The sequence below is a fragment of the Gammaproteobacteria bacterium genome, from assembly GCA_013001575.1.
GTDB lineage: Bacteria > Pseudomonadota > Gammaproteobacteria > Steroidobacterales > JABDMI01 > JABDMI01.
Map to the genome: position 1 here is coordinate 1 of JABDMI010000003.1, position 25,797 is coordinate 25,797.

Below are 25,797 nucleotides of genomic sequence, written 5' to 3' on the forward strand. Positions count from 1 at the left end.
CGTTGGCGTTCGCCGCCCGACAACATCCCGGGTTTATGCGTTAATCGATGACCCAATCCAACCTGCTCCAAAATGTCTTTGGCTGCCGCAAACGCTACCTCGGATTTCTCGCGCCGTATCAACAAAGGCATGGCCACATTTTCCAGGGCCGAGAATTCCGGTAACAAATGATGAAACTGATACACAAAACCCAGATAGCGGTTACGCAGGTCACCGCGTTTCAATTCACTCACGGCACTTAGATTATTACCACAGATAGACACCGACCCGGAGCTTGGCGTGTCCAAACCGCCCAGCAGTTGTAAGAGTGTGGTTTTACCCGAGCCCGAGGCACCGATGACCGCCAAAGACTGCCCCGCCATGAGTTTCAAATCAATACCCTCGAGCACTTTAATCACACGTTCACCGTCGGTGAATTGGCGGGTTAATTCTTCGCAATGCAAAACAATCTGATTATTCATAATTTTTTTTGTCGCTTTATTCGTGGCGTAAAACTTGCGCCGGTTCGGTACGTGAAGCTTTCCAGGCAGGATACAGGGTTGCCGCCAACGACAAGCCGATCGCGATCAGGGCAATTAACACAATATCCGGCCAGTTGATCGCCGAGGGCAGATCGGTGATCAGATAAACATCGTCGGCTAATATATCCAGATCAAACGTTGATTCAAAAAAGCCAATGATTCGTTCGATGTTCAAGGCAAGAATAATTCCCAACACCACACCCCAGATGGTTCCAATCACTCCGATCACCGCACCCTGGGTCATGAACACCGCCATGATCTGTCGGGCCTTGGCGCCCATGGTGCGTAATATGGCAATATCGCCCTGCTTGTCATCAATTACCAACATCAACGTGGACACAATATTAAAGGCCGCAATCGCAATTACCAAGAGCAAAACAATAAACAGGATCTGTTTGGTGGCAGCAACCTGGCGAAACAGATTACGATTATTGCGTGTCCAATCTTGCACATAATATAAACCACCGGCGGCTTCAGCAACTTGCACCGCCGTATCACCGGCAGTAAACGGATCTTCGGTATACAAACGCACCCCGCTGACGGCATCGCCCATGCGATACAAACGCGCGGCGTCTTTAATATGTATAAAAGCCACATTTTTATCAAACTCGTGCATACCCACTTCAAAGATCGCGGCCACGGTAAAACGTCGCATGCGTGGCATCATACCGACCGGGGTCAAGGTACCTTGCGAGATCAACAACACGACTTTATCTCCGACGTTAGCACGCAATTCTTTGGCCAATTGGGACCCGATCACAATGGCGTAAGAGCGGTCAGCCAAACTTTCGATTGAGCCTTGGGTGATCTGCTGCTGATCAGCGAGATCAGCCAGATCGTCTTCCGGATTAATGCCACGAATTTGCACCGCATTCAATCCACTGGCAAAGGTCAACATGCCATAATCTTCAATGTATGGTGTGGCTTTGACCACATTATCGATCTGGTTTGCGGTGGAAATAATATGCGGTGCATTATCGAGACGTTTTTCAGTGCCCATAACCGAGGCATGCGGCGACAGCGAAAGAATGCGTTTTTCCAGCTCACTTTCAAAACCGTTCACCACCGACAAGACCGTGATCAAGACCATCACCCCGATGGCAATACCACTCATGGCAATGCGTGAGATAACGCCAATAAAACTGCTTTTTTTCTCGGTACCCGAACGCCCTTTCGCATAACGCCGGCCAATACTGATCTCATACCATTTCATGCAGAACGTCCTTGCAGCATTTGGTTTGCATAGTGACCTTACTCATAACGCAGGGCCTCACCCGGTTCGATCAAGGCCGCTTTCCGTGCAGGGTAAATTGCCGCCAATGCCGTCAGCAACAATGCCAGAACCATCGTTAACACAATATTGCCAGACTGGATGTCGACGGGTAATCCCTGGATCAACATCAAATCTTTGGGGAACAAGCTGAAACCAAAAGTGCTTTCCAGAATTGGCATAATGCGATTTATATTCAGGGTCAATAAAACGCCCAGACCCACTCCGGCTAGTGTGCCGATGCTTCCGATGAACATGCCCTGGGCAAAAAAGATCCGGGTCACCGAGCGTGGTGTCATACCCAAGGTGCGTAATATGGCAATGTCGTGGCGCTTGTCTTTAACCACCATCATCAAAGTAGATACAATATTGAACGCCGCCACCGCAACAATCAGTAACAGCAAAATAAACATCACGGTCTTTTCCATTTTCACGGCGCGAAAAATACTCGCTTGCTCTTGAGTCCAGTCTGAAACCGAATAATCTTTCAATTCGGTTTGTGCCAGTAAGTGCCGGGTAATTTCCGGTGCAGCAAACGGATCGGACAAACGCAAACGGTAAGCGCTGGTGTTCTCGGCATACGCTTGCAGTCGCAAAAGATCGACCTTGTGCAAATAGATATCGCGTTTGTTGATCTCGGGATGATCAAAATGAAAAATACCGGCAATCTTATAGCGTCGCAGTTTGGGGGTGAGATCGACGGCTTGCGCCTGGCTTTGTGGCAGAATCAAGGTAACCTCATCGTCAACCGACACATTCAATTCAACCGCCAGAGCATCGCCAATCAAGATCAGGTCGCTGCCCGCACTTAAGGCCTGACTGGATCCGATCAGCATCCGCTCACTTAAGCGCGTGACCAGGTCCTCCCGCTCAGGTTCAATACCATGCATGTTCACACCCGCCAGACTTTCGCGATTGGCCAGCATGCCAAAGCCTTTCGCGTAAGGCGCAAGTTCAAATGAATAATTTGTATTGGCAAGCAAGGCTCGAATACTTTTATCGTCAAGCGGTGTGGGCACTGACTTTGTATTGAGAAGTTCCTGTTTAGGCGTGATGATCACATGGGTACTGGAACCCAAAATGCGTTCGCGTAAATCATTCCCAAAGCCATTCATGACCGAGACAACCACGATCAAAGCCGAAATGCCGAGCATGATTCCGAGCAAGGAGACCAGCGCAATGAAAGAGACAAAGCCGTTGCGACGTCGACTCCTGAAATATCGCCAGCCCAGTGCGATCTCCAGCGGTGTTTGTTTAATTCCTGCCAACGATCCACTTTGCGTGATGGCGTCTAGCGGTTTGTTCTGCGTATCTGGCATGCACTGCATTATAGCGACTGTGAACGACTTGAATGAAAATAGTCTGAATTAATCAGATATAAACTGTCTTGAATAACAATATTCTAAACAAAAAATGCCTTTTTTGACTATTGAAAGCCTGCCGCAAGTGCTATCATAGACCCTGTAATCGAAAGGAGATTAATTATGCGTAACACAAAAATTGTCACCACTGCATTAGGACTTTGTCTTGGGGCTTGCATGTATTCAGGCTTTAGCGACAACACTCTGGTTGCGGAAACCCTGGTTATTGAAAATACGGCACAATTTTACAGTGACGCAAAACCAAAAAAAGGCATTAGCAAAGCACAAGTCAGAAAAAAGTACGGCGAGCCGGTTCAGACCTATGCGCCAGTTGGGCAACCTCCGATTACGCGTTGGCGTTATAAGGATTTTATCGTGTATTTCGAATACAACAATGTGATCCATGCCGTCGCTAATCGCAAACGTTAAGGAATGAACAATTTTCAAGACCCTTGCTAAGATTTTATAAACAGATACTTAATAGAAAACGTTTTGAACTAACCTAAGCTGTCACTTACTGGATTTAACCCAACAACCTTTCTTCGGAAAGGTTGTTTGTTTTCCAGACCAGAAAATATGCCGCAATCCAAGCCTTTCGAAATTCAAGACCTGACACTTCCGGATTCCGGTCTGCCTGCAGTGCTCTGGGGTCAACTCTACGGAAATGCCGATGCGTTTGCCCTGGCCTCAGCGGCGCAAAAACAATCGGGAACTTATCTGGTCTTGTGTGCCAGCGCGCACGGAGCGATACGCCTGGAAGAGGCTTTGCACTTTTTTCTGGCAGAGCAAAAAAGTGACCATTCAATACCCCGCGTTATGCATTTCAGTGATCTGGAAACCCTGCCCTATGACCGCTTTTCGCCACACCCGAATATCATTTCGCAGCGGCTCAAGACCCTGTTTGATATCAGCCAGATCAACTCAAATGCAAAGACCGGCTCACACATTGTCATTTGCAGTTTAAGTAACGCCTTACTGCGTCTGCCCCCCAAGAGTTACATCCGCAACAACAGTCTGTTGTTAACACCCGGCCAGGAATTCGATCTGAATGAATTTCGCCGACAACTCGAACAAGCCGGTTATTACGCGGTCAGTGAAGTGCGAAGTCCGGGTGAGTTTGCCGTGCGTGGAAGTCTTTTAGACCTGTTCCCCAGCGGCAGCCACATCCCGTATCGAATCGACCTGTTTGACCGTGAGATCGAGAGCATTCGCAGTTTTAATGTCGATACCCAACGCAGTATCGCCAAACTGCCGGAATTGCGTTTATTACCAGCGCGTGAGTTTCCCTTGCACGCTGAAGCGCGTAAAACCTTTCGGCATAATTTCCGTGCACGTTTCGAAGGTGACCCGACCAGTAGTCCGGTTTATCAGGATATTTCGGAAGGCAATATCCCTCCGGGCATTGAGTATTTTCTGCCCTTGTTTTTTGAGTATTGCGACAACTTGTTCGACTATTTACCCGAACAGGCCACTCTGGTTTTACATCAGATGGATAAGCACAGCTTTACAGAAAAACTCACCGAAATAAACTCCGAGATTGAGGGCCGCTATCAGCAGCGCGCCCACGACATTGAATACCCGGTACTACGACCCGATGAAATTTTCTTGCCGACCCAACCCTTGGAAGACATTGCCAACACTCTGCCCTGTATTTATTTAAACCGCAAAGAACTCGATCCACTGGCCTTACAACTGGATGATAGCCAGTTCGCCTGGCAAAATTTTCACACCGGGACTCTACCGAGTTTACGGATCGATACCCGGCACGAGTACCCCTTGCATGTCTTACAGGATTTTCTGACCAAACACACTAAACCATGTTTGATCATTGCCAATTCTGCCGGGCGTAGAGAGATCGTGGCTGAATATCTGAAGGAAAATCAACTCACTTATGTTGAATGTGAGAACTGGCAGCAATTCAGTTTGCAACAACCGGCTATTGGTTTGTGTGTAGCACCACTGGATGATGGCATTCAGGCACAAGACTTTACGATAATCACCGAAGCCCAGTTATTCGGGGAAAAGGTCAAACAATCGCGTCGCCACAGACAACAACGCGACCCCGCAACCATCATCCGGGATCTCACCGATTTAAGCGCGGGTAGCCCGGTGGTACACGAACAACACGGAATCGGCCGTTATATGGGCCTTGAAACATTGGACGTGGGCGGCTTGACCAGTGAATTTTTGCTTTTGCACTATGCCGGAAATGACAAATTGTATGTACCCGTGCAGGCCTTGCACCTGATCAGTCGCTACACCGGCAGCAGTCCGGAAAAGGCACCCTTGCATCGACTGGGGTCGGATCAATGGCAACGCGCGAAAAAACGTGCGGCTAAAAAGGTCCATGACATTGCCGCTGAACTTCTGGATATCTATTCGCGTCGAGCCGCCAGACAAGGCCACGCATTCGGCATAGACGAACACGACTATCGCTTGTTTGCCGAGGCTTTTGCCTATGAAGAAACCCCGGATCAAGCCGCTGCCATTGATGATGTTCTGGATGACATGCGTAGCGCCCAACCCATGGATCGCGTAGTGTGCGGCGATGTCGGCTTTGGGAAAACAGAAGTTGCTTTGCGCGCAGCCTTTGTTGCCATCAATGCGGGCAAACAAGTAGCCATGCTGGTACCAACCACATTATTGGCCCAGCAGCATTACCAGAGTTTTCGTGATCGCTTTGTCGACTGGCCTTTCAAAGTGGAGGTCTTGTCACGTTTTCGCAGCGCCAAGGAAGCCAAAGGCGTGTTGCAACAACTCGCGGCAGGTAGGGTTGATGTGGTCATCGGGACGCATAAATTATTATCCAAAGACGTCAAATTCAAAGACCTTGGCCTGATCATAGTCGATGAAGAGCATCGTTTTGGTGTACGCCACAAGGAACGCCTAAAAGATCTACGTAGCGAAGTGGATGTATTAACCCTAACCGCTACACCCATCCCGCGTACTTTGAATATGGCTTTGGGTGGCATTCGAGAATTGTCATTGATCACCACCCCACCGGTTGACCGTTTGGCAGTAAAAACCTTCATCAGTACCTGGGACGCGAGTTTGATCCGGGAAGCCTGCTTGCGTGAATTGCGGCGTGGCGGACAAATATATTTTGTGCACAACGAAGTCAGAACACTGGAGAACATTGCTGACGAATTGCAGCAACTGCTGCCCGAAGCCGAGATCCGTATTGCACATGGTCAAATGAGTGAAGGAAAACTTGAGCAAGTTATGCTGGATTTTTATCATCGACGCTTTTCAATTTTATTATGCACAACAATTATTGAAAGTGGCATTGATAACCCGACCGCCAACACCATAGTGATCAACCGCGCCGACAGATTTGGATTATCCCAATTACACCAGTTACGCGGGCGCGTAGGACGCTCGAGCCACCGCGCTTATGCGTATTTGATCATCCCCAACCGTTCAGCTCTCACCGATGATGCCGAAAAACGCATTGCGGCGATCGAATCCATGGATGAACTCGGGACAGGTTTCATGCTGGCAACCCATGATCTTGAGATCCGTGGCGCCGGCGAATTACTTGGTAAAGGTCAGTCCGGTCAAATACAGGAAATCGGCTTTACCTTGTTCATGGAAATGCTGGAACGCGCAGTTGATGCCTTGCGTTCGGGTAAAATCCCCGACCTGGAAAAACCTTTACACCGTGGTCCAGAGATCAATTTACACATCCCAGCATTATTGCCTGAAGACTTCATGCCGGACGTGCATTTACGCCTGATCCTGTATAAACGCATGTCCAGCGTGGAAGATGAACAGACTTTGCAGGAACTGCACGCCGAACTGATCGATCGCTTTGGTCCTTTGCCGGAACCAGTGAAGAACCTACTCGCTATCAGCAAACTCAAGCTGGAAGCCGCCAAGATCGGCATAAACAAAATTGACATGGACGACAACGCAGGCACCCTCGTTTTTGACCCGGATACTGTGATTGAACCCATGCAATTGATCCGTTTGATCCGGAGCAACCCGCACATGTACAAATTATTAGGCGCTGACCGTATGCGCTTTTTTGCAGAATTCGACTCAGTCACTGAACGTTTCGAGTTTTTACACAGTCTGTTGCAAGAGCTCGCCACACCATTTGCCTGATCAAGGCAGCCACTAACTCGATAGAGTTTGTTATTATTAACCTTATGAAAAAATCAAATTTCACCCCGTTGTTTAAATTTACCTTGCTGATCGCTCTGACATTCAGCTTGTCAAGCATGCTCGCCAGTGAACCCAGGTTCTATCAGGTTGAGTTGATCTTTTTTGAGCATTTAAATCAAAGCCCTTCACCGGAAGGCGAACAACGCATTGCGGAGAGCGCCGATTACCTGAGTTTGCGTCAATTCAATCTGGCCAAAAATGAACAATTGGTAATGACTGACGAAGCCAGCAAGATTCGTGGCAGTCGCAATTTCAGACTCCTCAAACACTTTGGCTGGCAACAACAAGGATTGGCAAAAAATGAGGCTGGCGCCATCCGAATTGGACGTTGGGTGCCCGGGATCAACGGAACAGTGACAATGTATCTGGGGCGATATTTACACCTGGATTTTCATGTGCAAAAAACCCTTACAGCCAGCACCGAACCCGACAGTATTACTATTCCCCTGAAAGAACGGCGTCGCTTACGCAGTAATGAAACCCATTACATCGACCATCCGGACTTTGGAATATTAGCCCGCATCACACCGGTTGACCCGCCAACAACGGATAATTAGATCAGTAAGATCAAGTCGGTTAAATAAAGTCAGGAAAGATCCGGGAATCGAATCAGGAAAAAGCTAGCTAGGCATTGGTTTTTCTAATGATGTAGCGAATTGCGTAGGGAGAATTAGCGGTTACGTCTTGGCCTAATCCAAACATGCCACTGCCACTCAGAGTCAGGTAATCACGGCGCACAAATACCGGCTGACCGGAGGCTGGTCTGACATAAGTCCCGTTAGTGCTTTTATCCTGCAGTCTGAATTTGCCTTTGTACAGTTCTACCCGGGTATGCACTCTTGAAACCAGATCATGGTTCACCGGTACTTCATTTTCTTCAGAGCGTCCGAGGTTTGCATAGGGACTGTTTTCGTCAATAACAATCTCTCTGCCATTATAAATAAGCTGCAATGAAAAACCCTTGTCGACCTCAAAGTCCCTGAAGTTTGCTACCGGCACCATGCTGGTCACGCCTTCCGATTTCCAATGGACTTCGTACAATTCAACCTCTTCAGCTATTCCCGGAACACGCGTCAGATCGATCTGACGGGTTGATGATTTCCAAAGACTACCAAGCATTTCACGCATGTAACCGCTGATCACGACCTGGTCGGATTTGGCCTGGTTGCCCATACGCGAGGCCATGTGTACAGCCGCCCCGGATATATCATTTTTTTCTCGGGTTATCATTCCGTGGTGGGCACCGATGCGTAATTTGATGGAGCGACCTTTGACCACCAAGGTATCGGAGATTTTTTCATGCATTTGCTGTGCGGCTTCCAGAGCTTCATCGGCCATGGAAAAGGTGGCTAGGATCTCGTCACCAATGGTTTTTACTACTGTGCCATTATTATCGAGTACGGCACGACGCATGATGTGCAAACAATAATTTATGGTCTCGCGCGCCTGACTTTCACCGAGCAGATCAAAAAGCTCGGTGCTTGCCACAATATCGGCAAACAAAATGGTCACTTCAGATTTTAGCGCCATTTACACATCTGCCCGTTGGGTTAAATTTCGAATAAACATAAATACTGACTTTATATTTGTGCCACCAGATAGGAAACCCATCCAGCATCCGGCAAGCCTTTGCTAACGGCCGTGTAGGTACCGAGGCCGTCACCATCATCGTCTTCATCTTCCCAGTAAACATCCACTCTACTAAAGCCGGCCTCTTTCAGAAGCTCCTGGATCTCGGGAAGCGTCCACAAACGCCATTCATAGGTGAAGGCTTTTTTGATCCGGGAACCGTCAGGGAACTTGAAATGAATGTGGCAACGATAATCGCCATTGACCGGATTGTATTTCGCCTGATGCCAAACATAAGTAAAGCCCTTGTGTTTGGTTTTTTCTTTGAGTTCTTCAAACGCTTCGGAACCACCAAAGCAGTCCAGCATGAAAATACCATCTTCTTTAATGTGCTGTTTGGCCTGGATGAAATAATTTCTCAATTCATCCCGGGTTTTGAATAACCAGTAACTGAAATTCATGGCGACATTAATATCGACCTTATCGGTGTTACTAGTCAGTACGTCACCTTCAATCAATTGCAAACGGCTTTTTTGTTCTTTATCCAGTTTGCTCATGTGATTGATCTTGCCCCAGGTCAATACACTGGCATCGATATCTACACCAATTGCCGTACGCTGGGTATCACTCTGGATCCATTCGCGACACAGATTGGCTGTTCCGCAAAAATCTTCGCGTAATGAAAGTGGTTTGCGGCCACGCAAGTCTTCGTAGGTTTTCGTGAGTAACTCCACTTCAACTTCTACATCTTGCACCGACTTTTCATACAACCAGTGTTTATCAGCTCGTTCAGCGAGGCTTAGTTTTTTTGCAGCTTGGGACATGTTGGTAACTTTCAGGAATAAAGGGTTTAATTTCAGGCGCTTATTATGCCATTTGTTCGGACTAATATGACATAATTCGTGCCTGTTAACAATTGTTCAAGTCTTCCTGATTTTTAAGCATTGTTGTTTTGAACATAGATACACATTCCCAAGTAAGGAGAAATCAATAATGCCGGGATTTGTAAGATTTATTATCCTTGTTTCACTGGCCTTTGCAGCTTCCTGTGCCAGTACTGAAAAGATCACTGAAGTGGCTCCCTCACAATTAGACCCGCTTGCGCAACAACTTGCACAAAAAGCCTTAAATGACCAAATTGCCTACCAATTGACAGAATCGCTAACCATGCAAGTGGGACCGCGCTTGGCTGGAAGCCCCGGGGATAAAGCGGCGGTTGCCTGGGGCTTGAGAACTCTCGAGCAAATGGGTTTTAACAATGTACATACCCAGACTTTTGCCGTTCCACACTGGGTTCGCGGTGAAACTCAAGTACAGATTACAGCGCCTTACCCAGTTGAGCTGATCGCAACAGCGTTAGGTGGAAGTATCGGAACCGGGGACTCCGCGCTCGATGCCGAAGTGCTAATGACCGAGACTGTGGAAACACTCAATGCCCTGCCTGATTCCGAGGTGCAAGGAAAAATAGTATTTTTCAATCGCCGCATGCAAGCGACAAAAGACGGTAGTGGCTATGGTGTTGCGGGTCGAGAACGCTGGAGTGGCGCTCAAAACGCGGTAAAAAAAGGGGCACTTGCGGTTGTGATCCGACCTGCAGGCACTTCCCATCATCGCTTTGCTCATACAGGAAGCATGGGTCAATACGATGAAGCTATTGGCAAGATTCCAGCCGCTTCATTGACCAATGCAGATGCCGACATACTTGCTTATGCTGTGCAAAACGCAGGTGACAAACCGGTTAAATTGCGTCTAAAAATGACTGCGCGTTACTATCCCGATGAAATGTCTGCGAATGTAATTGGCGATATTATCGGTAGTGAAAAACCTGAAGAGATCGTATTACTGGGTGCACATCTGGACTCCTGGGATCTTGGTACCGGAGCAATTGACGATGCATCGGGTATTGGCATTATCACTGCCGCTGCAAAGATCATAAAAGACTCAGGCATCAAACCCAAACGCACCATTCGTCTGGTTTATTTTGGCAATGAAGAGTTTGGCTTGAGTGGTGCCCGCGAATACGCCAGGCTGCATAAAGATTCGCCTGAACAACATATTGTGGGCATGGAATCGGATTTTGGTGCTGGCCAGATCTGGCGTTTTGCTTCCACTTTGCCTGAAAGTATGTTGCCTTTGAAAGAACAAATATTTAAAAACATTCAAAGTCTCGGTGTTGAAATGGGTAACAACGAATCCGGTGGCGGCGCCGACCTTCGACCGATGCGTGAACAAGGCATGCCGACTTACGCATTCACGCAAGACGGTACAAAATACTTCAATTACCATCACACCGCGGATGACACCCTGGATAAAGTTGACATCAAAGACCTGCAACAAAATGTTGCTGTATACGTCGTTGCAGTGTATTTAACCGCAATGTCTGAGTTTTAAAAAACGAAACCTAATAATGCAAAAGTTCTTCTGGTATGTATTAATTGTAGTTTTGGGTTTATTCGTATTACGAGCGCCCAGTCTGATCAGTATCGGACTATTTTCCAGCGCCCTGTTGCTCGCTACGTTTGCGGGGGCGTTTAAAAAGCTACCCACAGATCCCCACAACAAGATACGCAAGCAAGCCAAGCGTATATCCGAGATAACCTACAAAGCCACCATCAATATTCCAAAAGAAAAATTTGGTCTGATCGAAAAGCTTTTGTACATCGATAGGCTGTATCGCAAAAAAAAGATCAAAAAAGCGGAAGCCACCTATTACAAACACATCTTGCCCAAACTCGTTGCATTACAAGAAAAGCAACTCGCCATAGCAGAGATTCCTGGCCAGCAAGGATTGCTCGCAAAACAGGATTTCGAACCTAAAATGGAACAGGCTTACACCGCCGTTGAAAGCTGGTGCGATCATCGCATCAAGGCCTACTCCAAGCACTTGCAGCTGGATTCAGATATTGACACTGAAGTGATCGTTTCATTATCCAAATATCTCTAAAACTGGATTTGTCGTCTTAATGACACGCGTTTTAACGCAGTTTCTGTTGCTCTCAAGCGAATATCATGAAATTGTTATAAATTTACTTCATTCGAAGCTGGTTATTATTTATTCAGCACATGCTTAAACAACTGCAAAATACTTTTTGGCAATTTACTTTATTTGTAATATATATATCTCAAATATAGGCTATCTGATTGTTTTTGCTAGATATTTGTACATTTGTTGTGAAATTAATACAAATTTCTCATTCCAATAATTTTGGAGAATATTAGAAAAATTCACCTTTTGATACAAAATGCAATAAATTCATGAGCTTAAATTAATACTAGCATTAATATTTCAGAAGAAATTAGACATGAATTAATGTACTATTGTCACAACATTGCTACAGGGTGAGTGAAATTCGAGCTCATTTCAAAGCAGACCAAATTTAGAAAATCACTTTAAATATCATCACATCCGGAGGAAAGATGAACATCTCTAGCAACAAACTAATCAAAATGGCAGTTTTGGGCTGTCTTAGTACGTCGCTGACTTTTACAGCTATGGCTGAAAGTCAGATCGAGGAAATTATTGTTACCGCAACCAAACGCGAACAAACTTTGCAAGAAGTACCGATTGCCGTAAGTGTTACTGATGCAGAAACTATCGAAAAAGCACAGATCCTGGACATACTGGATCTGCAATCAGTTGTTCCTTCTTTAAGAATCACACAACTGCAAAGTTCTTCAAACACCAACTTCGTTATTCGTGGTTTTGGTAATGGCGCTAATAATGCGGGTATCGAACCTTCAGTTGGCGTATTCATTGATGGTGTTTATCGTTCACGTTCAGCGGGTGCGATCTCGGATTTGCCAAACCTGCAACGTGTTGAGGTATTGCGTGGTCCACAAAGTACTTTATTCGGTAAAAACGCATCAGCCGGTGTAATCAGCGTTGTTACGGCCAAACCAAGCTATGATTTTGGTGGTTCTGCTGAAGTAACCGTAGGTAACTATGGTTTAGTTGCTGCTAAAGGCGACGTAACCGGTGGTTTAACTGAAGATTTGGCATACAGTCTGTCAGGCAACGTTAACCAGCGTGATGGTTATTTTGAAGATTTTGGAACCGGTATTGCTGAAAATGACCGCGACCGTTTTGGTATGCGCGGCCAGTTGCTGTGGACGCCATCAGATGCGGCAGAGTTTCGTTTGATTGCCGACTTCAATTCACTTGATGAAATCTGTTGTGGAGTATCTAATTTACTGGATGGACCTACTGGTGCTGCTGTACGCGGCGTGGGTGGCAATTTAGTAAGCAATAGCCCGTTCGCCTATCAATATTACTCAAACACACCTAGCGTAAACGCACTGGAGACCAGCGGTGTTTCATTGCATGCTGATATAGGTAATGATGAGTATGACTTTGTCTCAATTACTTCACTACGTGAACAGAAATTGGATACCGCACAAGACTCAGACTTCACCAGCGCGTCTTTGATAGGATCCAATACACTGAACCAGGATATTGAGACCTTTACCCAAGAATTTCGTTTGAGTTCAGCGGGCGAAGGCAATTTGGACTGGATGGTTGGCGCATTCTTTTTCGAAGAAGATGTTAGTGCAATTACCGATCTTCGTTACGGATCTGACATTCGCTCCTTCGTTGACCTGCAAGCGCCTGGTGCTCTGGCAGGTCTTGAAGGTGCACTATTCGGACCTGCAGCAGTAGGCAATACCTTTATTCAACCTGGACAAGGCATTACCGATACAGCTTCACAGGAAAACTCGGCCGCCTCTGTATTTGCCCAGTTCGATTGGTACCTGTCTGACAACTTGACCGCAACCTTTGGTTTGAACCATACGCGTGACGAAAAAGAAGTTCGTGTAACACAAGAAAACAATGACATTTTCTCAAGCATTGATCTGTTCAATGACTTCGGCGGCGCCATTCCTCAGGCTTTCTTTGCTCAAACGTTTTTTGACCTCTTTGGAGTTCCTGCAACACCCGCAAATGTTGGATTCATCGAGAGCCTGTTTCCTGGTACGTTTGATGCGATCACCGCTGGTGTGACTTCTGGTATTCAACAATTGCAAGGCGTTCAGTTCCTGCCACAGTTTGTTGGCTTCCCGAACCCGGTTGAAGATGGTCTTTCCGATGAAAGCGCCACTACATACACCTTGCGCTTTGCTTATGACGTGAACGACAGCACCAATGTGTATGTCAGTTCTGGCACTGGTTTCAAAGCCACGTCATGGAACCTCTCACGTGATTCACGCCCCTTCCCGTCAGATCTTGCAGCGATAACTGCTGCTGGTTTGAATACTCCGAACTTGACCACGGGTACCCGTTTTGCTGGTCCAGAAGACTCGAATGTGATTGAGATCGGTTTGAAAACCAAATTTGACCGTGGTGCATTGAACATTGCTGCATTTAATCAGGTTATCGAAGGTTTCCAGTCAAACATATTCACCGGTGCAGCCTTCTCGCTAGCTAATGCCGGTAAGCAATCCACACTGGGCTTCGAATTTGATAGCGTCTACAACGCGACCGACAATTTAACCTTGAATATTGCCGGTACATACCTTAGTGCCAAATACGATTCCTTTACAAATGCTTCCGGTATCGATGGCACGGTTGATCTTTCCGGTCAGAGAGTCAATGGCGTACATCCACTAAGCTTGACCACTTCAGCCACCTATGACATTGAATTTGCCAATGGTTGGACCGGCTTTATTCGCGGTGACTATTTATATGAAAGCAATGTCCAAATGCTGGATAACGTGCCTGCTTCATTGGCATCTCGTCAAGTGAATACATTAAACGCCAGTTTTGGTATTGAAACTGTTGAAGGCTGGAACTTCACGCTATGGGGACGCAATGTTAATAATGATCAGTATTTGTTAAGCGGATTCCCGTCAGTGGCTCAAGCGGGCAGCTTCAGTGGCTACCCTAACCAACCACGTACTTATGGTTTGACAGTCAAGAAAAGTTTCTAATTTCTTGACCTAAGCAGTATAGTCAAGGGCGTCGGCTGCAAAGCTTGCGCCCTTTTCTTTTATTCAAATCTCTTTAAATTCAGCTCGCCTATATGCTTAAAAAGACCTTTTACTTTATTATTACACTGCTTGCACTTGGTATTATTGTGCACTATTTGCCGAGTCTTCCAGTTAAGCAACCCGCGCTACCCGCGATCAATGAAATAGAAAATTTCATTTATGAATCAGAAAAACAGTTTGACGATGTTATTGATGGTGCTGAAAAAACAATAGTTTGGGCCGGCGATAAAAATCGAAAAACAGAGTTTGCGGTTGTCTATTTACACGGATATTCGGCAACACGCCAGGAAAGCGCACCACTAAGCGATCTTCTGGCGCAAGAACTCAATGCCAATGCCTACCATATTCGCCTAACCGGACATGGGCGGGGCAATAAAAATATGGTGCATAACAATCTCAGGGCCTGGAAGCAGGATGCCCTGGAGGCTTATCAAATAGCAAAAACCATCGGGGACAAAATAATTATTGTGTCTGTTTCCACCGGCGCTACCTTGAGCACCTGGTTGGCTGCACGCGAGGACACAGATGCGATTGTGGCTCAATTAATGATCTCACCAAATTTTGATGTGCCCAACAAAAGCGCTTACATGATCGATCTGCCATTGGGCATTGGTGTAAAGTTGGCCGAATGGTCAGCTGGCAAAAACCACACCTGGACACCAAAAAATGAATTACAGGAAAAATACTGGAGCACCAATCATCCGCTAAAGTCGGTGCGCCCGATGGTGCAATTGCTCAAGGAAATAAAAAAAATAGATAAAAGTTCATTGACCGTTCCAACTTTAATGGTCTATTCCGAGAAGGATACGGTAATTTCCATTCCTGCCATTAAAGAAAATTTTACCTCACTTGGAAGTATTAAGAAAAAACTGGTCGCCTATAATGATTCGGAAGACACCCACGTACTGGCCAGTGAGATCGTTTCACCAAATGATGTAAAACCCGTGTTAAAAATATTACTGGATTTTTTATACGACAATAAAATTGCCCCGCAATCCCTGAATGCGCTTCAAAGTAAAGATACTGAAATTCAACCAGACAATGATGTCGTTGTTGATGGACACAACAAACCAGGCAATTAAGCGTGAGTGAGATACCCAAATTACCCAATATTGCGGAACTCGCATCGCCAATCTACATTGCCTTCATCTTACTCGAGTTGTATTTAATTCGACGCTTCAAAGTAACTGGCGAATACCAAAAGAAAGACGCCTGGTCGAGTATTGCCCTGGGAACCGGCAGTGTTATTTTTGGCTTTGCGCTGGCTTTGATCTTCGGAAGCGCCCTCGAGACACTATACACCTGGGCTTATCAACATCGATTGCTTGATCTCTCGTACAGTATTCCGGTGTTTATTCTATGTTTTTTCATAGACGACCTGCGTTATTACTGGTCGCATCGATTTTCACACACAATTCGCTGGTGTTGGGCATCGCATATCGTGCACCATTCTTCACGGCAATTTAATTTAAGCACCGCATTACGCCAGCCCTGGTTTGATGTGTTTACCGGTTTATTTATTCTCAGGCTGCCATTAATATTTATTGGCTTTCATCCCAATCTGGTTATTTTTGCTGCTTCCTTGAACTTGTTTTACCAGTTTTTTATTCATACCGAAACAATCGATAAAATGCCCAGGTGGTTTGAAGCTGTCATGAACACCCCATCGCACCATCGAGTGCACCACGGTCGCAACCTCAGATACCTGGATGCGAATTACGCCGGTACACTGATCATCTGGGATCGCATGTTTGGTACTTTTGTACCAGAATTAAAAGAAGAAAAAGTTGATTACGGTTTGGTTACCAATGTGGACACGTATAATCCGGCAAAAGTAGCGATACACGGCTATGTTGGTATTGCCAAAGACCAATTACAACGTGGCTTGAGTATGAGTGATCGCTTGCGGTATTTGTTCGCCCCGCCTGGCTGGAGTCATGACCAGAGCAGCCTGACAACCATTCAACGCAAAAAAAAGCACTTGGAACAGTATCCGCAAGCCCGGAATACACCCGGATTCAAGTAATAGTAATTAAAATAGAGCTTTTGGTAAGTAGGGTTTAGGCGCTTTTTTGCATCTGGTCGATCATGTGTAGATTCTGGGCCAGCCATTCGTCTTTTTCGGCCTTAACGATCTCTTCGATGATGTATTTTTCCAGCGCCTGCTTGAGATTGAGATTGAGTTTTTTTGCTTTTGCCAATAAATCACGGTTGATGCCGAGACTGAGCATCTGTGGAACCGCGGTTTTATCGTAAACTTCAATCATGGCTTACCCATTTAAATCAGTTACTTACTTTTGAAAGTGAATTCATTATATCAGATAAGTTCTTAACTTATTGTAATTCCTAGCTTAAATTTTTAGCAATTTTGTTTATATTTTATACAGCTTATTTTACCTAATAAATACAATAAGTTATGAGTATATTTAGTGAATTTTTACGGATTTGGGAAATTTGCTGATGATTTATTATTCACTTTTACTCAAGCACATGCCTATTTTTACACGTGTAATCCCGAATAGTATTTTGCGCTCCGTTTTATTATGGTTGCTGAGAAATATACTTGGAGAGCACTATGCAAACACATACTGTTAAACCAATCGTCACCAGGCTACTTCAGGTTGGCGTGTTACTAATTACTTTATTGACTGTTTCAAGTGTGGCCATTGAAGCAAGCACTATTTATGCGGCTAAAGGTCCGTCTGCAGCTGAGATAAAAAAGCACTCTAAACAAACGTTGAGATCCGAGGCTGAAGAAGCTGTTGAATCCGAGGCTGAGCAAAAACTGTCTGACAAAGAAGAAGCGAAAAAAGCCGCTTTTATGAAATTGGGAGATATCAAAGGGGAAGCAGTTGACACAGAAAGTCGAGTGCCTGGACATAATCCAGAATGGGTTAATCACAATGATATGGACCCTGGTATCGCCGATAACAGTCAGGATGCAAAACACAAGGAATGGATCGAAGTCGAAAGTATTTCTAGCCCCATCCCGAAAAGTGAGAAAACCAAAAAGGCGGTTGTAGAATTCCAAAAGAAAAAGAATCTTAAATCTGACGGCATTGTTGGCGCGAGTACCATTGAACGTGAAATGAAGGAAAGTGGAGAAAAAGGTGTCATTGATGAAGAAACACTTGATGACAGCTCTAAGCCTCCTCAAAATAAATCAGAAACTACACCCGGTCATAAATATGTCGATTCTTTAACCCTTAAAGGAAACATAAATACTCAAGTTGAAAGTGAGATTGGAAATGCTAAACAATCAGATTCAAAAACCGGGAAAGGTCTAATTGCCCATGAGTTAACACACGTCGTACAACAATCTACAAGCTCTCAAGATGCCAAACACAAGGAATGGATTGACGTACTTAGCACATCTGCTAATGAAAGCACAGACAATACCAAGGATGTGTCCAAACCAGCAACTGACAAACCTGCCGCAGAAACCGTGCATATGTATTTAACCGGTGACACTCAATCAACAAGCAAAGAAAGTGGAGAAAAAGGCGGAACAACCGACATGAACATTGGTGTTGGAGAATTACAAGAAACGTCAATTTCTAAAATCATGGATAAAGCTGTTTTAGGTAAACGCCCCGGACGTACAACGTATCGCGGGACCAGTAGTGACTTGAAACTGTCACAACCGCCAATCAGCTATGTATGCGAAGGCGGTGGCGCCAATGATGAATGTTTTTGTGACGGTGTGCTGGACTGCCATAAACTCTGGTCATCAGCAGATTGTGAAAAAGACACCAATTGGCAAGATAGCAATGACCCCTCTAAAGGGGGTTGTAAAGCAGCGGACTGATCTCGGTTCTAATTGGCTTGCAAGGCTCTCAAATGAGGGCCTTTTTTATTTCCATATACTTACTAGGAATTTATATATAAAATATCTGAACAAAATAAATTTACCAACATAGAGATTCATAATGAAAAAAATTATTGCTGTTTTAGGATTCTTACTTATCGTGACTTATCTTTATTGGCAGTTTTACTCAAACTCTGTGGAATCCGGACAACGGGGCGAAGAACGCACAGCCGGGGTTGCATACGGAGATTCCGTTCCTGACGTCAAAATTATTGCCCGGCGCGATGCCGACCTTGCCGTTACATTGGAAGAAAACAAGAGTAAACAGGTTTTATTCGGTGACCTGCATGTGCACTCCACCTACTCAACCGATGCCTTCTTGTGGGCACTGCCACTCAATCATGGCAAGGGTGTCCATCCGGTTGCCGATGCCTGTGACTATGCCCGCTACTGTTCGGCAATCGATTTTTGGTCGATCACCGACCATGCAGAAGCGTCTACCCCGCTCCGTTGGCAGCGTACCAAACAAGCCCTTCGACAGTGTCAGGCCAAGTCAGCCGACCAGTCCAATCCTGACCTGGTCTCAATGCTGGGATTTGAATGGACTCAGGTGGGCACGCTTCCCAGTCAACATTTTGGCCATAAGAATGTTATTTTCATGGGCTTGGATGACGATGAAGTATCGGCACGCCCGATCGCGGCACAAGGTATTGCTACCAATGCTTTACGCACCAATACCCCGAGCTTTCCGGCCAAACTCGCATTGGCGGATTTTAAAAACCGTGAGATCATTTATGACCTGAACACGTTTTTCAAAAATATCGCGGTAACCCCGGAATGCGATCCTGACCTGCCGTCCAGTCAATTGCCCGCTGACTGTTTTGAATCGGCAAAATACCCGGAAGACCTGATCGCCCGCCTGGAAGATCAAGGACTGGATCCCCTTATAATTCCACACGGCTCGTCATGGGGTTACTACACACCGCCGGGTACCACCTGGGACAAACAACTAAAGGCAAGACACTTATCGGAAAAATTCAGCCTGATCGAAGTCTATTCCGGGCATGGTAATTCCGAAGAGTTTCGTGATTATCAGAATATTGAAGAAGTAATTCCGGACACACAAGCCAAATGTGTGGATAAACAAGACGGCTACACACCACCGTGTGTGCGAACTGGCGAGATCATCAAACAACGATGTCTTGCTGAAGGGCTTGGTGAAACCGAGTGCGAAGCAAAAGCGGAAACAGCGCGCGAAGCGGCCGCCAACATGGGTGTTGCGCATCATCTTGCCGTGGCCAGCGAAGATCCAAGCGAGTGGCTAGAGTCCGGACAGTGTACGGATTGCTATTTACCCTCTTTCAATCACCGCCCGGGAACCAGTGTGCAATACGGCTTGGCCATTTCAAATTTCGACGACTCCGATAAAGATCCAACGCGATTCAATTGGGGATTTATAGCCTCGTCGGATAATCACCGCGCGCGTGCGGGAACCGGCTATAAGGAAGTCGCCAGGCGCTTGAATACCGAGGCCGGGGGCGTTGTAGACCCAAAGTTTAGACCAATCTTTCTACCTGATGAACCCGAGGCCACATCGACGGTGTACAGCAAAACCCGTGAAGAACTTATGCAGATCGCAGGTTTCCAATTAACCGAGATTGAACGCCAGTCCAGTTTTTGGCAAACCGGTGGGCTAGCAGGTGTACACACCGAAGGTCGTTCGCGCGAAGAGATCTGGGATGCCTTGCAACGCCGTGAAACATACGCCACGTCGGGGCCACGCATGTTGTTATGGTTTGATCATGTCGATGCAGACTCCGAAAAAACACCCATGGGCAGCACCCTTGAAACCAGTGTGGCTGGCACATTCAAAGTACACGCCGTTGGCTCGTTCAAACAAAAACCCGGTTGTCCGGAATACGCTATTGATGCCCTGGGCGAAGAACGTATTGCCAACCTGTGCGCCAACGAATGTTACAACCCGAGCGAGGATCGAAATCTTATCGAGCGCATTGAGATCATTCGCATCCGTCCACAAGTAAATGCGGATGAGAAAGTTGTTAATTTAATTGATGATCCATTCCTGGTGCATGAATGTCCAGCTGATCAAAGCGGTTGTAGTTTTGAATTCACCGATCCCGGGTTTTCTGAAAATGCTCGCGATGCTTTGTATTACGCACGTGCCATCCAGGAACCGCGTCCTACTATAAACGGGGACCCGATCAAATGTGAGCGCGATGAAAATGGTAATTGCATAAGCGCAACTATATGCCGGGGTGACTACAACACCCCGCTTGATGAAGATTGTCTGAGCATGAAAGATGTTAGAGCCTGGTCGTCACCAATTTATTTAAATTTCACCAGCAGCTCCGTGACTAATCAACAGGTAATGGAAACAAGCGCCAGTAATGAATAGCAAGCAGGGAATACTCTACCCGCTTGCTGCGGTAATTGCCCTGATTGCTGCACTCTTTGTCGCCCTGGATTTTAGTGGTGTAAAACGCTTGACCCAACAATCCTACGCAGTTGCTACAGTTAATGGCACGCCAATAGCAAGGGCTGAATACCAGCGTGCCCTGCATGCCATGCAGGCCGGTCTGGAACGTCCGCTGACCATGGATGATAAAAACCGCGCCCTGAAAATCCTGATCGATGAAGAGCTAATGGTACAAGAGGGATTGCGCTTGCAGTTAGCCAGTGATGATCGCCTCATTCGAAAGAATCTGGTGCAGGCTTTGATTAATTCAGCTGTGCTACTAGATTCAAGCGAGGAAATTAGCGAGCAAGTATTACTGGATTTCTACACACAGGAAAAGTCCCTTTTTGCAACTCCCCTAAGCGTCACAATTAAAGTACTTAAAAAAAACCAACACAGCGATGTTGAAACATTCACCCAAGCCTTGAACAATAAGGCCTCGTTTATTGGTGCGGGTGAATTAGCAAAGCTTGAACCGCTCAATATACCAGTTGATCTTCCCATCGGAAAAATTGGTGACCTGCTCGGTGGTAATGCCAGAGATACCGTAATCTCGATGCGACAAGGTGACATCGCAGGGCCGATAGAATCCCCGGACGGGGAAATTTTTATCTGGCTATTGCAAAAAAAAGGCGGTCAACTGTCATTTGTCGAGGCCAGAAATAGTGTATTGAACGAATGGCAACGCCGCCAGGAAGAACAAGCCCTGGAAGAATACTTACTACGACTACGTAAACATGCCCGAATAACAACAAGCAATCCAGAATAATTTCCAGTTACTATGAAACGATTATTCCTGATCAGCTGTCTATTGTTATTTTTTTTAAGCAGTGTTCATGTAGACGCCCACACACGCAGTCAATCATTTTCTCAATGGGAAATTGATGAGCAAAGCATAAATGTCACTTTTGCTGTCAACGCGCGCCGCGTTACGCAACTCGCCCAGTTATACAATTCATCAGAAGACCTTGACCAGCTATTAAAGCGACACTTACAAGAAACCCTTGCAGTAAAAATAAATACTGAAGATTGTGAATTGCGCAATATCTCTATTGTAACCCGGACAAGTGCGACCATGCAGGCCAAGGGGCATTTCAACTGCCAGCAGGACATTAACCCTGATTCCGATGTAAATGCACTGGTCACAGCATTTCAAAGTGTCTCGCCTACGCATATTCATATAGCACGAATACAGAATGACACGGTAATTTCAGAGGTCGTAGTACGTGAAGGACGCTCCAGTTTTGCATTGAATGCACCCACGCCGACCAATGATTTAAAGGGCTTTGTGTCCACCGGTTTTACACATGTGCTGTCTGGACTGGACCATCTGGTTTTTTTACTCGCGCTGGTGCTGGTGGCCAGCACACCACGCACGGCTATTTATTGCATTACGGGATTTACCTTAGGCCATAGCCTATCATTAGGTCTTGTCACAATTGGCTGGATTGAATCAAATGAGCGTTTAGTTGAAGCATTGATCGGATTTACTATTGCAATAACCGCTCTTGAGGCTGGCGTATTGCATGGGTTAAAACGCAAACGATCGATGTTTTTATTTGCCGCATTAACCTTAATCATTATTTTTCCAGTTGCCTTTGATTATTCGATCCTCGGACTGGGAAGTGCATTGCTTATCTATACGATCGCGACTGCCAACTTCACTGAAGTGCAAGCAATAAGATTATTACCTGCAATAACAATTGCCTTTGGGCTGATTCATGGTGCCGGATTTGCCGGAGGACTTCAGGAAGCGACTTTATTTCAATCGGAAATTCTGTTGCCATTGCTGGGCTTTAATATTGGTGTAGAGCTTGCCCAATTACTGGCCTTAGGTGTAATTTATTTCGCCTTCTGGATAATCAGAAAAACTTCTTTCAAAAAATTGAAAACGCTTCAACACTACACCAGTGTTTGTGCCTTTGGACTGGGTGTATTCTGGTTTGCCCAGAGAGTGTGGATTTGACGGGTATTTGCAAATGTCCTGATACTAACCGTCCAAACGTTCAGCTAGCCGTCCACTGATAATGCTTTCGGCTTCATCCATAATACGGTCGATCAATTCCTTACAGGTTGGAATGTCATTGATCAGTCCTGCCACCATGCCACAGGACCAGGCGCCGGCATCCATATCACCTTCCAGCATAATACGCGGATATACACCGGCAACCTCTTCCCGAATGTCTTCAAATTGCAAATCTTTACCCAAGCGTTGTTCTTTCTCCAGCAGACTTTCAACCGCAGCATTATTCAATACGCGCTCGGTATTGCGCAAGGGTCGCATGATCAAGCGAGTGTCCAGCTCAGAAGCATCCACAATGGCCTGTTTTACCTTGGCATGCACTGGCGCTTCCTGGGTTGCGATAAATCGTGTGCCCATGTTCATGCCTTCCGCGCCCATGGCCAGAGCGGCAACCAGAGATCGTCCATCCGCCATACCACCGGAGGCGACAAACGGAATTTCCAACTCGTCGGCTGCACGTAATAGCAGGATCATATTAGGAATGTCATCTTCGCCAGGATGACCCCCGCATTCAAACCCGTCCACCGAAACCGCATCGCAACCGATGCTTTGGGCTTTTAGCGCATGACGTACCGAGGTGCATTTATGTATGACCTTAATTCCGGCGTCTTTTAAATGTGGCATAACTTGAGCCGGATTTCGACCTGCGGTTTCAACCACTTTCACACCGCCATCAATGATGGCTTTCACATAAGCCGGGTAATCCGGGGCGTTGATCGAGGGTAAAAATGTAAGATTCACGCCTACCGGTTTGTCAGTCATGGCTCGACATTTAGCAATCTCGTTGGCCAGATCCTTGGCCGATTTTTGGGTTAGACCGGTAATCATGCCCAAGCCACCTGCATTCGACACAGCTGCCGCGAGTTCGGCAAATCCCACATAGTGCATGCCCCCCTGGATTATGGGATGCTGAATGCCAAACATTTCAGTGATGACGGTTTTCATGTTCTGACCTCGGTAGAAACCAAATATTATTAAATCTCAAAATATAGAGAAGCGTATCAGTAAACCGATACGCTTCTCCTCCAACAGATTATAGTTTATCCGCTACTGGGTACTAAAAAACACCATGCTTCATAACCGTAATCATGAGCATCCAAGAGCTCATCACTATTTTTCTTACGTCGAAAACGACAAAACACCCATTTAAAGCCGGGTGGGGCTCTTTTCACAGAGATTCTTTTCATTTTAAAAAACTCATTTATGGCGGGATGCAAACCATAAACATTGATTAAATTACCGAAATCCACTATGATTGAGCTGCTAAACATATCTGTAGTGGACATCCCATCTCGGATATCAAGGGCAGCTCATTGAGCTGCCCTTTCTATTCTGTGGAATCAAAAACTCCAATCTCAATTGCTAATGTAATCTGCTTAACCAAGGCTTCCATTGATTTCCTATTAACCCCAGCATTTGCGAATAACTTAACTTGAAGATCTTTTCCAACTGGGAACATTGCAATCTCCTTATCAGATGTACTTACATGACGAATCGGTTCATTAGTTGAATCACTACTTATACTAATTTCAGAATCAGCGCTTAAATTTGTTTGTCCCTCATCTTCTTCTGAGAAATCATCATTTGCGAATGATTCGACAAATTCATCATCAGGCACAGAATCACTTAAACCACTTTCTAATAATCCCGCATGCTTCAGAGTAGATTTATATTGTTTAATGAATCGATCAACGAATTTCTCATTAAACTTATCATCAAAGATTAAAATATGTCGCATATTCTCATCAGAAGGCAGATCACTTCCCCACCTTGACCACAAACGCTTGTGAATCTTAGGATTTAATGCCGCTGTTCTTATCGCATCTTTACGTTCTGTTGAGTTCTCCCTATTGTCTAAGACTATTCGTAAGCCCAACTCACTGATACTAACACTTTTATTTTTACCACTACCTTTTACATCAATTAAGCCATAACTTGAGAACGCTGCTAATGCCTTTAACCCAGAACCACTACTTTTGGAGAACCCCCAGTGAGTTAGCGCAATTGGTAACCTTGCTGAATTTCTCTTTTCAGCATTATAGAATGCACTAATCATTTCAATGGCTTGTGCTATAGATTTTGATGGGTACGATGGACTTCGCACCCTGCTTTTACTCACTTTTCCTTCCATAATAAACTCTAATTGTGATGACTGTAGATAATAATAACACGATTTTTCTAAGTGTCAACGCTATGTTGTTTTATTTTATCTATTTAGCTGAATAAATATGGTTAGGATATGTATATCATTGTTTTTATTCTATATTTTTAAATTAATATAACGAATTAATAAAGATTTGACTTGATTACTTCGCTATTCCAGCAGCAAACTTCTTACGCCAAGCACTTGCTAACGGTTGCCCATGATAAAGCCCCATCATATGCCGGGTAATATAGCGCGCTTGCAAACCATCACCGGTTTCATGCCGAATATATTCAGCCATATTTTCCAATACCTCGGACCGTTCTAGTCGATTGGTTGCAGTTTGGCCAAAGATCCGTTGATCGGCCTCAGCCAGAAAATACGGGTTCTTATACGCTTCACGTCCAACCATAACTCCATCCACATGCTTGAGATGTTCTTCAACCTGGTCGAGCGACGTGATCCCGCCATTGA

At 45.6% G+C, this 25,797-nt stretch carries 21 protein-coding genes; 12 read left to right on the plus strand and 9 right to left on the minus strand.

Annotation, left to right across the window (positions count from 1 at the left end):
- From HKN88_00125 to HKN88_00135, 3 genes are all read right to left on the minus strand, one after another.
- Positions 1–461, minus strand: a 461-nt coding sequence (locus HKN88_00125; GenBank protein ID NNC96455.1) for an ATP-binding cassette domain-containing protein, incomplete at its 3' end; no start/stop codon positions are given.
- A gap of 16 nt (positions 462–477) precedes the next feature.
- Positions 478–1,734: a lipoprotein-releasing ABC transporter permease subunit gene (locus tag HKN88_00130; protein ID NNC96456.1), complete on the minus strand. Its 1,257-nt coding sequence runs from the start codon at positions 1,732–1,734 to the stop codon at positions 478–480.
- A gap of 38 nt (positions 1,735–1,772) precedes the next feature.
- On the minus strand, positions 1,773–3,110 hold the full coding sequence (locus HKN88_00135; GenBank protein ID NNC96457.1) for a lipoprotein-releasing ABC transporter permease subunit: 1,338 nt from the start codon (positions 3,108–3,110) through the stop codon (positions 1,773–1,775).
- 165 nt (positions 3,111–3,275) lie between these two features.
- Between HKN88_00135 and HKN88_00140 the strand changes: the two genes are divergently transcribed.
- The 3 genes from HKN88_00140 (at position 3,276) to HKN88_00150 (ending at position 7,876) form a co-directional block, all read left to right on the plus strand.
- A complete protein-coding gene (locus tag HKN88_00140; GenBank protein NNC96458.1) occupies positions 3,276–3,581 on the plus strand; it encodes a hypothetical protein in 306 nt (101 codons plus the stop codon).
- Positions 3,582–3,728: 147 nt separating this feature from the next.
- The gene (gene mfd, locus HKN88_00145; GenBank protein NNC96459.1) at positions 3,729–7,259 is read left to right on the plus strand and encodes a transcription-repair coupling factor; all 3,531 of its coding nucleotides are present in this window, start codon (positions 3,729–3,731) and stop codon (positions 7,257–7,259) included.
- 44 nt (positions 7,260–7,303) lie between these two features.
- Positions 7,304–7,876 (plus strand): hypothetical protein, encoded by a 573-nt coding sequence (locus tag HKN88_00150; GenBank protein ID NNC96460.1) that lies wholly within the window; start codon positions 7,304–7,306, stop codon positions 7,874–7,876.
- A 67-nt stretch (positions 7,877–7,943) separates the two neighbouring features.
- Here the strand turns inward: HKN88_00150 and HKN88_00155 are convergent, their stop codons facing one another.
- Entirely contained in the window at positions 7,944–8,849 is a 906-nt protein-coding gene (locus tag HKN88_00155; GenBank protein ID NNC96461.1) for an adenylate/guanylate cyclase domain-containing protein, read from the minus strand.
- Between the two features lie 50 nt (positions 8,850–8,899).
- A complete protein-coding gene (locus HKN88_00160; protein ID NNC96462.1) occupies positions 8,900–9,712 on the minus strand; it encodes a class I SAM-dependent methyltransferase in 813 nt (270 codons plus the stop codon).
- A 169-nt stretch (positions 9,713–9,881) separates the two neighbouring features.
- On the opposite strand from HKN88_00160, the gene HKN88_00165 reads away from it, so the two are divergent.
- The 5 genes from HKN88_00165 to HKN88_00185 all read left to right on the plus strand — a co-directional run bounded on the left by HKN88_00165 (position 9,882) and on the right by HKN88_00185 (position 16,899).
- Complete coding sequence (locus HKN88_00165; GenBank protein ID NNC96463.1) at positions 9,882–11,279, plus strand: M20/M25/M40 family metallo-hydrolase; 1,398 nt, start codon at positions 9,882–9,884, stop codon at positions 11,277–11,279.
- A gap of 16 nt (positions 11,280–11,295) precedes the next feature.
- A complete protein-coding gene (locus tag HKN88_00170; GenBank protein NNC96464.1) occupies positions 11,296–11,832 on the plus strand; it encodes a hypothetical protein in 537 nt (178 codons plus the stop codon).
- Between the two features lie 479 nt (positions 11,833–12,311).
- The gene (locus tag HKN88_00175; protein NNC96465.1) at positions 12,312–14,813 is read left to right on the plus strand and encodes a TonB-dependent receptor; all 2,502 of its coding nucleotides are present in this window, start codon (positions 12,312–12,314) and stop codon (positions 14,811–14,813) included.
- A 92-nt stretch (positions 14,814–14,905) separates the two neighbouring features.
- Positions 14,906–15,955, plus strand: coding sequence for a hypothetical protein (locus HKN88_00180; protein ID NNC96466.1), 1,050 nt, complete (start codon positions 14,906–14,908; stop codon positions 15,953–15,955).
- A 2-nt stretch (positions 15,956–15,957) separates the two neighbouring features.
- Positions 15,958–16,899: a sterol desaturase family protein gene (locus tag HKN88_00185; protein NNC96467.1), complete on the plus strand. Its 942-nt coding sequence runs from the start codon at positions 15,958–15,960 to the stop codon at positions 16,897–16,899.
- 34 nt (positions 16,900–16,933) lie between these two features.
- Here HKN88_00185 and HKN88_00190 read toward each other — a convergent pair whose 3' ends face one another.
- Entirely contained in the window at positions 16,934–17,140 is a 207-nt protein-coding gene (locus HKN88_00190; GenBank protein NNC96468.1) for a hypothetical protein, read from the minus strand.
- A 308-nt stretch (positions 17,141–17,448) separates the two neighbouring features.
- Here HKN88_00190 and HKN88_00195 point away from each other — a divergent pair, with 308 nt between their 5' ends.
- From HKN88_00195 to HKN88_00210, 4 genes are all read left to right on the plus strand, one after another.
- Complete coding sequence (locus HKN88_00195) at positions 17,449–18,681, plus strand: DUF4157 domain-containing protein (protein NNC96469.1); 1,233 nt, start codon at positions 17,449–17,451, stop codon at positions 18,679–18,681.
- A gap of 121 nt (positions 18,682–18,802) precedes the next feature.
- A complete protein-coding gene (locus tag HKN88_00200) occupies positions 18,803–21,097 on the plus strand; it encodes a DUF3604 domain-containing protein (GenBank protein NNC96470.1) in 2,295 nt (764 codons plus the stop codon).
- Entirely contained in the window at positions 21,090–21,926 is an 837-nt protein-coding gene (locus tag HKN88_00205) for a peptidyl-prolyl cis-trans isomerase (protein ID NNC96471.1), read from the plus strand. Before HKN88_00200 ends, HKN88_00205 begins: the two co-directional genes overlap by 8 nt.
- A gap of 12 nt (positions 21,927–21,938) precedes the next feature.
- On the plus strand, positions 21,939–23,123 hold the full coding sequence (locus HKN88_00210) for a hypothetical protein (protein ID NNC96472.1): 1,185 nt from the start codon (positions 21,939–21,941) through the stop codon (positions 23,121–23,123).
- Between the two features lie 24 nt (positions 23,124–23,147).
- Here the strand turns inward: HKN88_00210 and HKN88_00215 are convergent, their stop codons facing one another.
- The 3 genes from HKN88_00215 to HKN88_00225 all read right to left on the minus strand — a co-directional run.
- A complete protein-coding gene (locus tag HKN88_00215; protein ID NNC96473.1) occupies positions 23,148–24,125 on the minus strand; it encodes a nitronate monooxygenase in 978 nt (325 codons plus the stop codon).
- A 382-nt stretch (positions 24,126–24,507) separates the two neighbouring features.
- Positions 24,508–25,311, minus strand: coding sequence for a hypothetical protein (locus HKN88_00220; GenBank protein ID NNC96474.1), 804 nt, complete (start codon positions 25,309–25,311; stop codon positions 24,508–24,510).
- A 175-nt stretch (positions 25,312–25,486) separates the two neighbouring features.
- On the minus strand, positions 25,487–25,797 hold a 311-nt coding region (locus HKN88_00225), incomplete at its 5' end, for a tRNA dihydrouridine(20/20a) synthase DusA (protein NNC96475.1).

Coding starts and splice junctions, on each gene's coding strand:
- HKN88_00140 (NNC96458.1), top strand. CDS start 3,276: ATGCGTAACACAAAAATTGTCACCACTGCATTAGGACTTTGTCTTGGG.
- HKN88_00170 (NNC96464.1), top strand. CDS start 11,296: ATGCAAAAGTTCTTCTGGTATGTATTAATTGTAGTTTTGGGTTTATTC.
- HKN88_00165 (NNC96463.1), top strand. CDS start 9,882: ATGCCGGGATTTGTAAGATTTATTATCCTTGTTTCACTGGCCTTTGCA.
- HKN88_00190 (NNC96468.1), bottom strand. CDS start 17,140: ATGATTGAAGTTTACGATAAAACCGCGGTTCCACAGATGCTCAGTCTC.
- HKN88_00150 (NNC96460.1), top strand. CDS start 7,304: ATGAAAAAATCAAATTTCACCCCGTTGTTTAAATTTACCTTGCTGATC.
- HKN88_00160 (NNC96462.1), bottom strand. CDS start 9,712: ATGTCCCAAGCTGCAAAAAAACTAAGCCTCGCTGAACGAGCTGATAAA.
- HKN88_00180 (NNC96466.1), top strand. CDS start 14,906: ATGCTTAAAAAGACCTTTTACTTTATTATTACACTGCTTGCACTTGGT.
- HKN88_00220 (NNC96474.1), bottom strand. CDS start 25,311: ATGGAAGGAAAAGTGAGTAAAAGCAGGGTGCGAAGTCCATCGTACCCA.
- mfd (NNC96459.1), top strand. CDS start 3,729: ATGCCGCAATCCAAGCCTTTCGAAATTCAAGACCTGACACTTCCGGAT.
- HKN88_00205 (NNC96471.1), top strand. CDS start 21,090: ATGAATAGCAAGCAGGGAATACTCTACCCGCTTGCTGCGGTAATTGCC.
- HKN88_00130 (NNC96456.1), bottom strand. CDS start 1,734: ATGAAATGGTATGAGATCAGTATTGGCCGGCGTTATGCGAAAGGGCGT.
- HKN88_00195 (NNC96469.1), top strand. CDS start 17,449: ATGCAAACACATACTGTTAAACCAATCGTCACCAGGCTACTTCAGGTT.
- HKN88_00210 (NNC96472.1), top strand. CDS start 21,939: ATGAAACGATTATTCCTGATCAGCTGTCTATTGTTATTTTTTTTAAGC.
- HKN88_00135 (NNC96457.1), bottom strand. CDS start 3,110: ATGCCAGATACGCAGAACAAACCGCTAGACGCCATCACGCAAAGTGGA.
- HKN88_00155 (NNC96461.1), bottom strand. CDS start 8,849: ATGGCGCTAAAATCTGAAGTGACCATTTTGTTTGCCGATATTGTGGCA.
- HKN88_00215 (NNC96473.1), bottom strand. CDS start 24,125: ATGAAAACCGTCATCACTGAAATGTTTGGCATTCAGCATCCCATAATC.
- HKN88_00200 (NNC96470.1), top strand. CDS start 18,803: ATGAAAAAAATTATTGCTGTTTTAGGATTCTTACTTATCGTGACTTAT.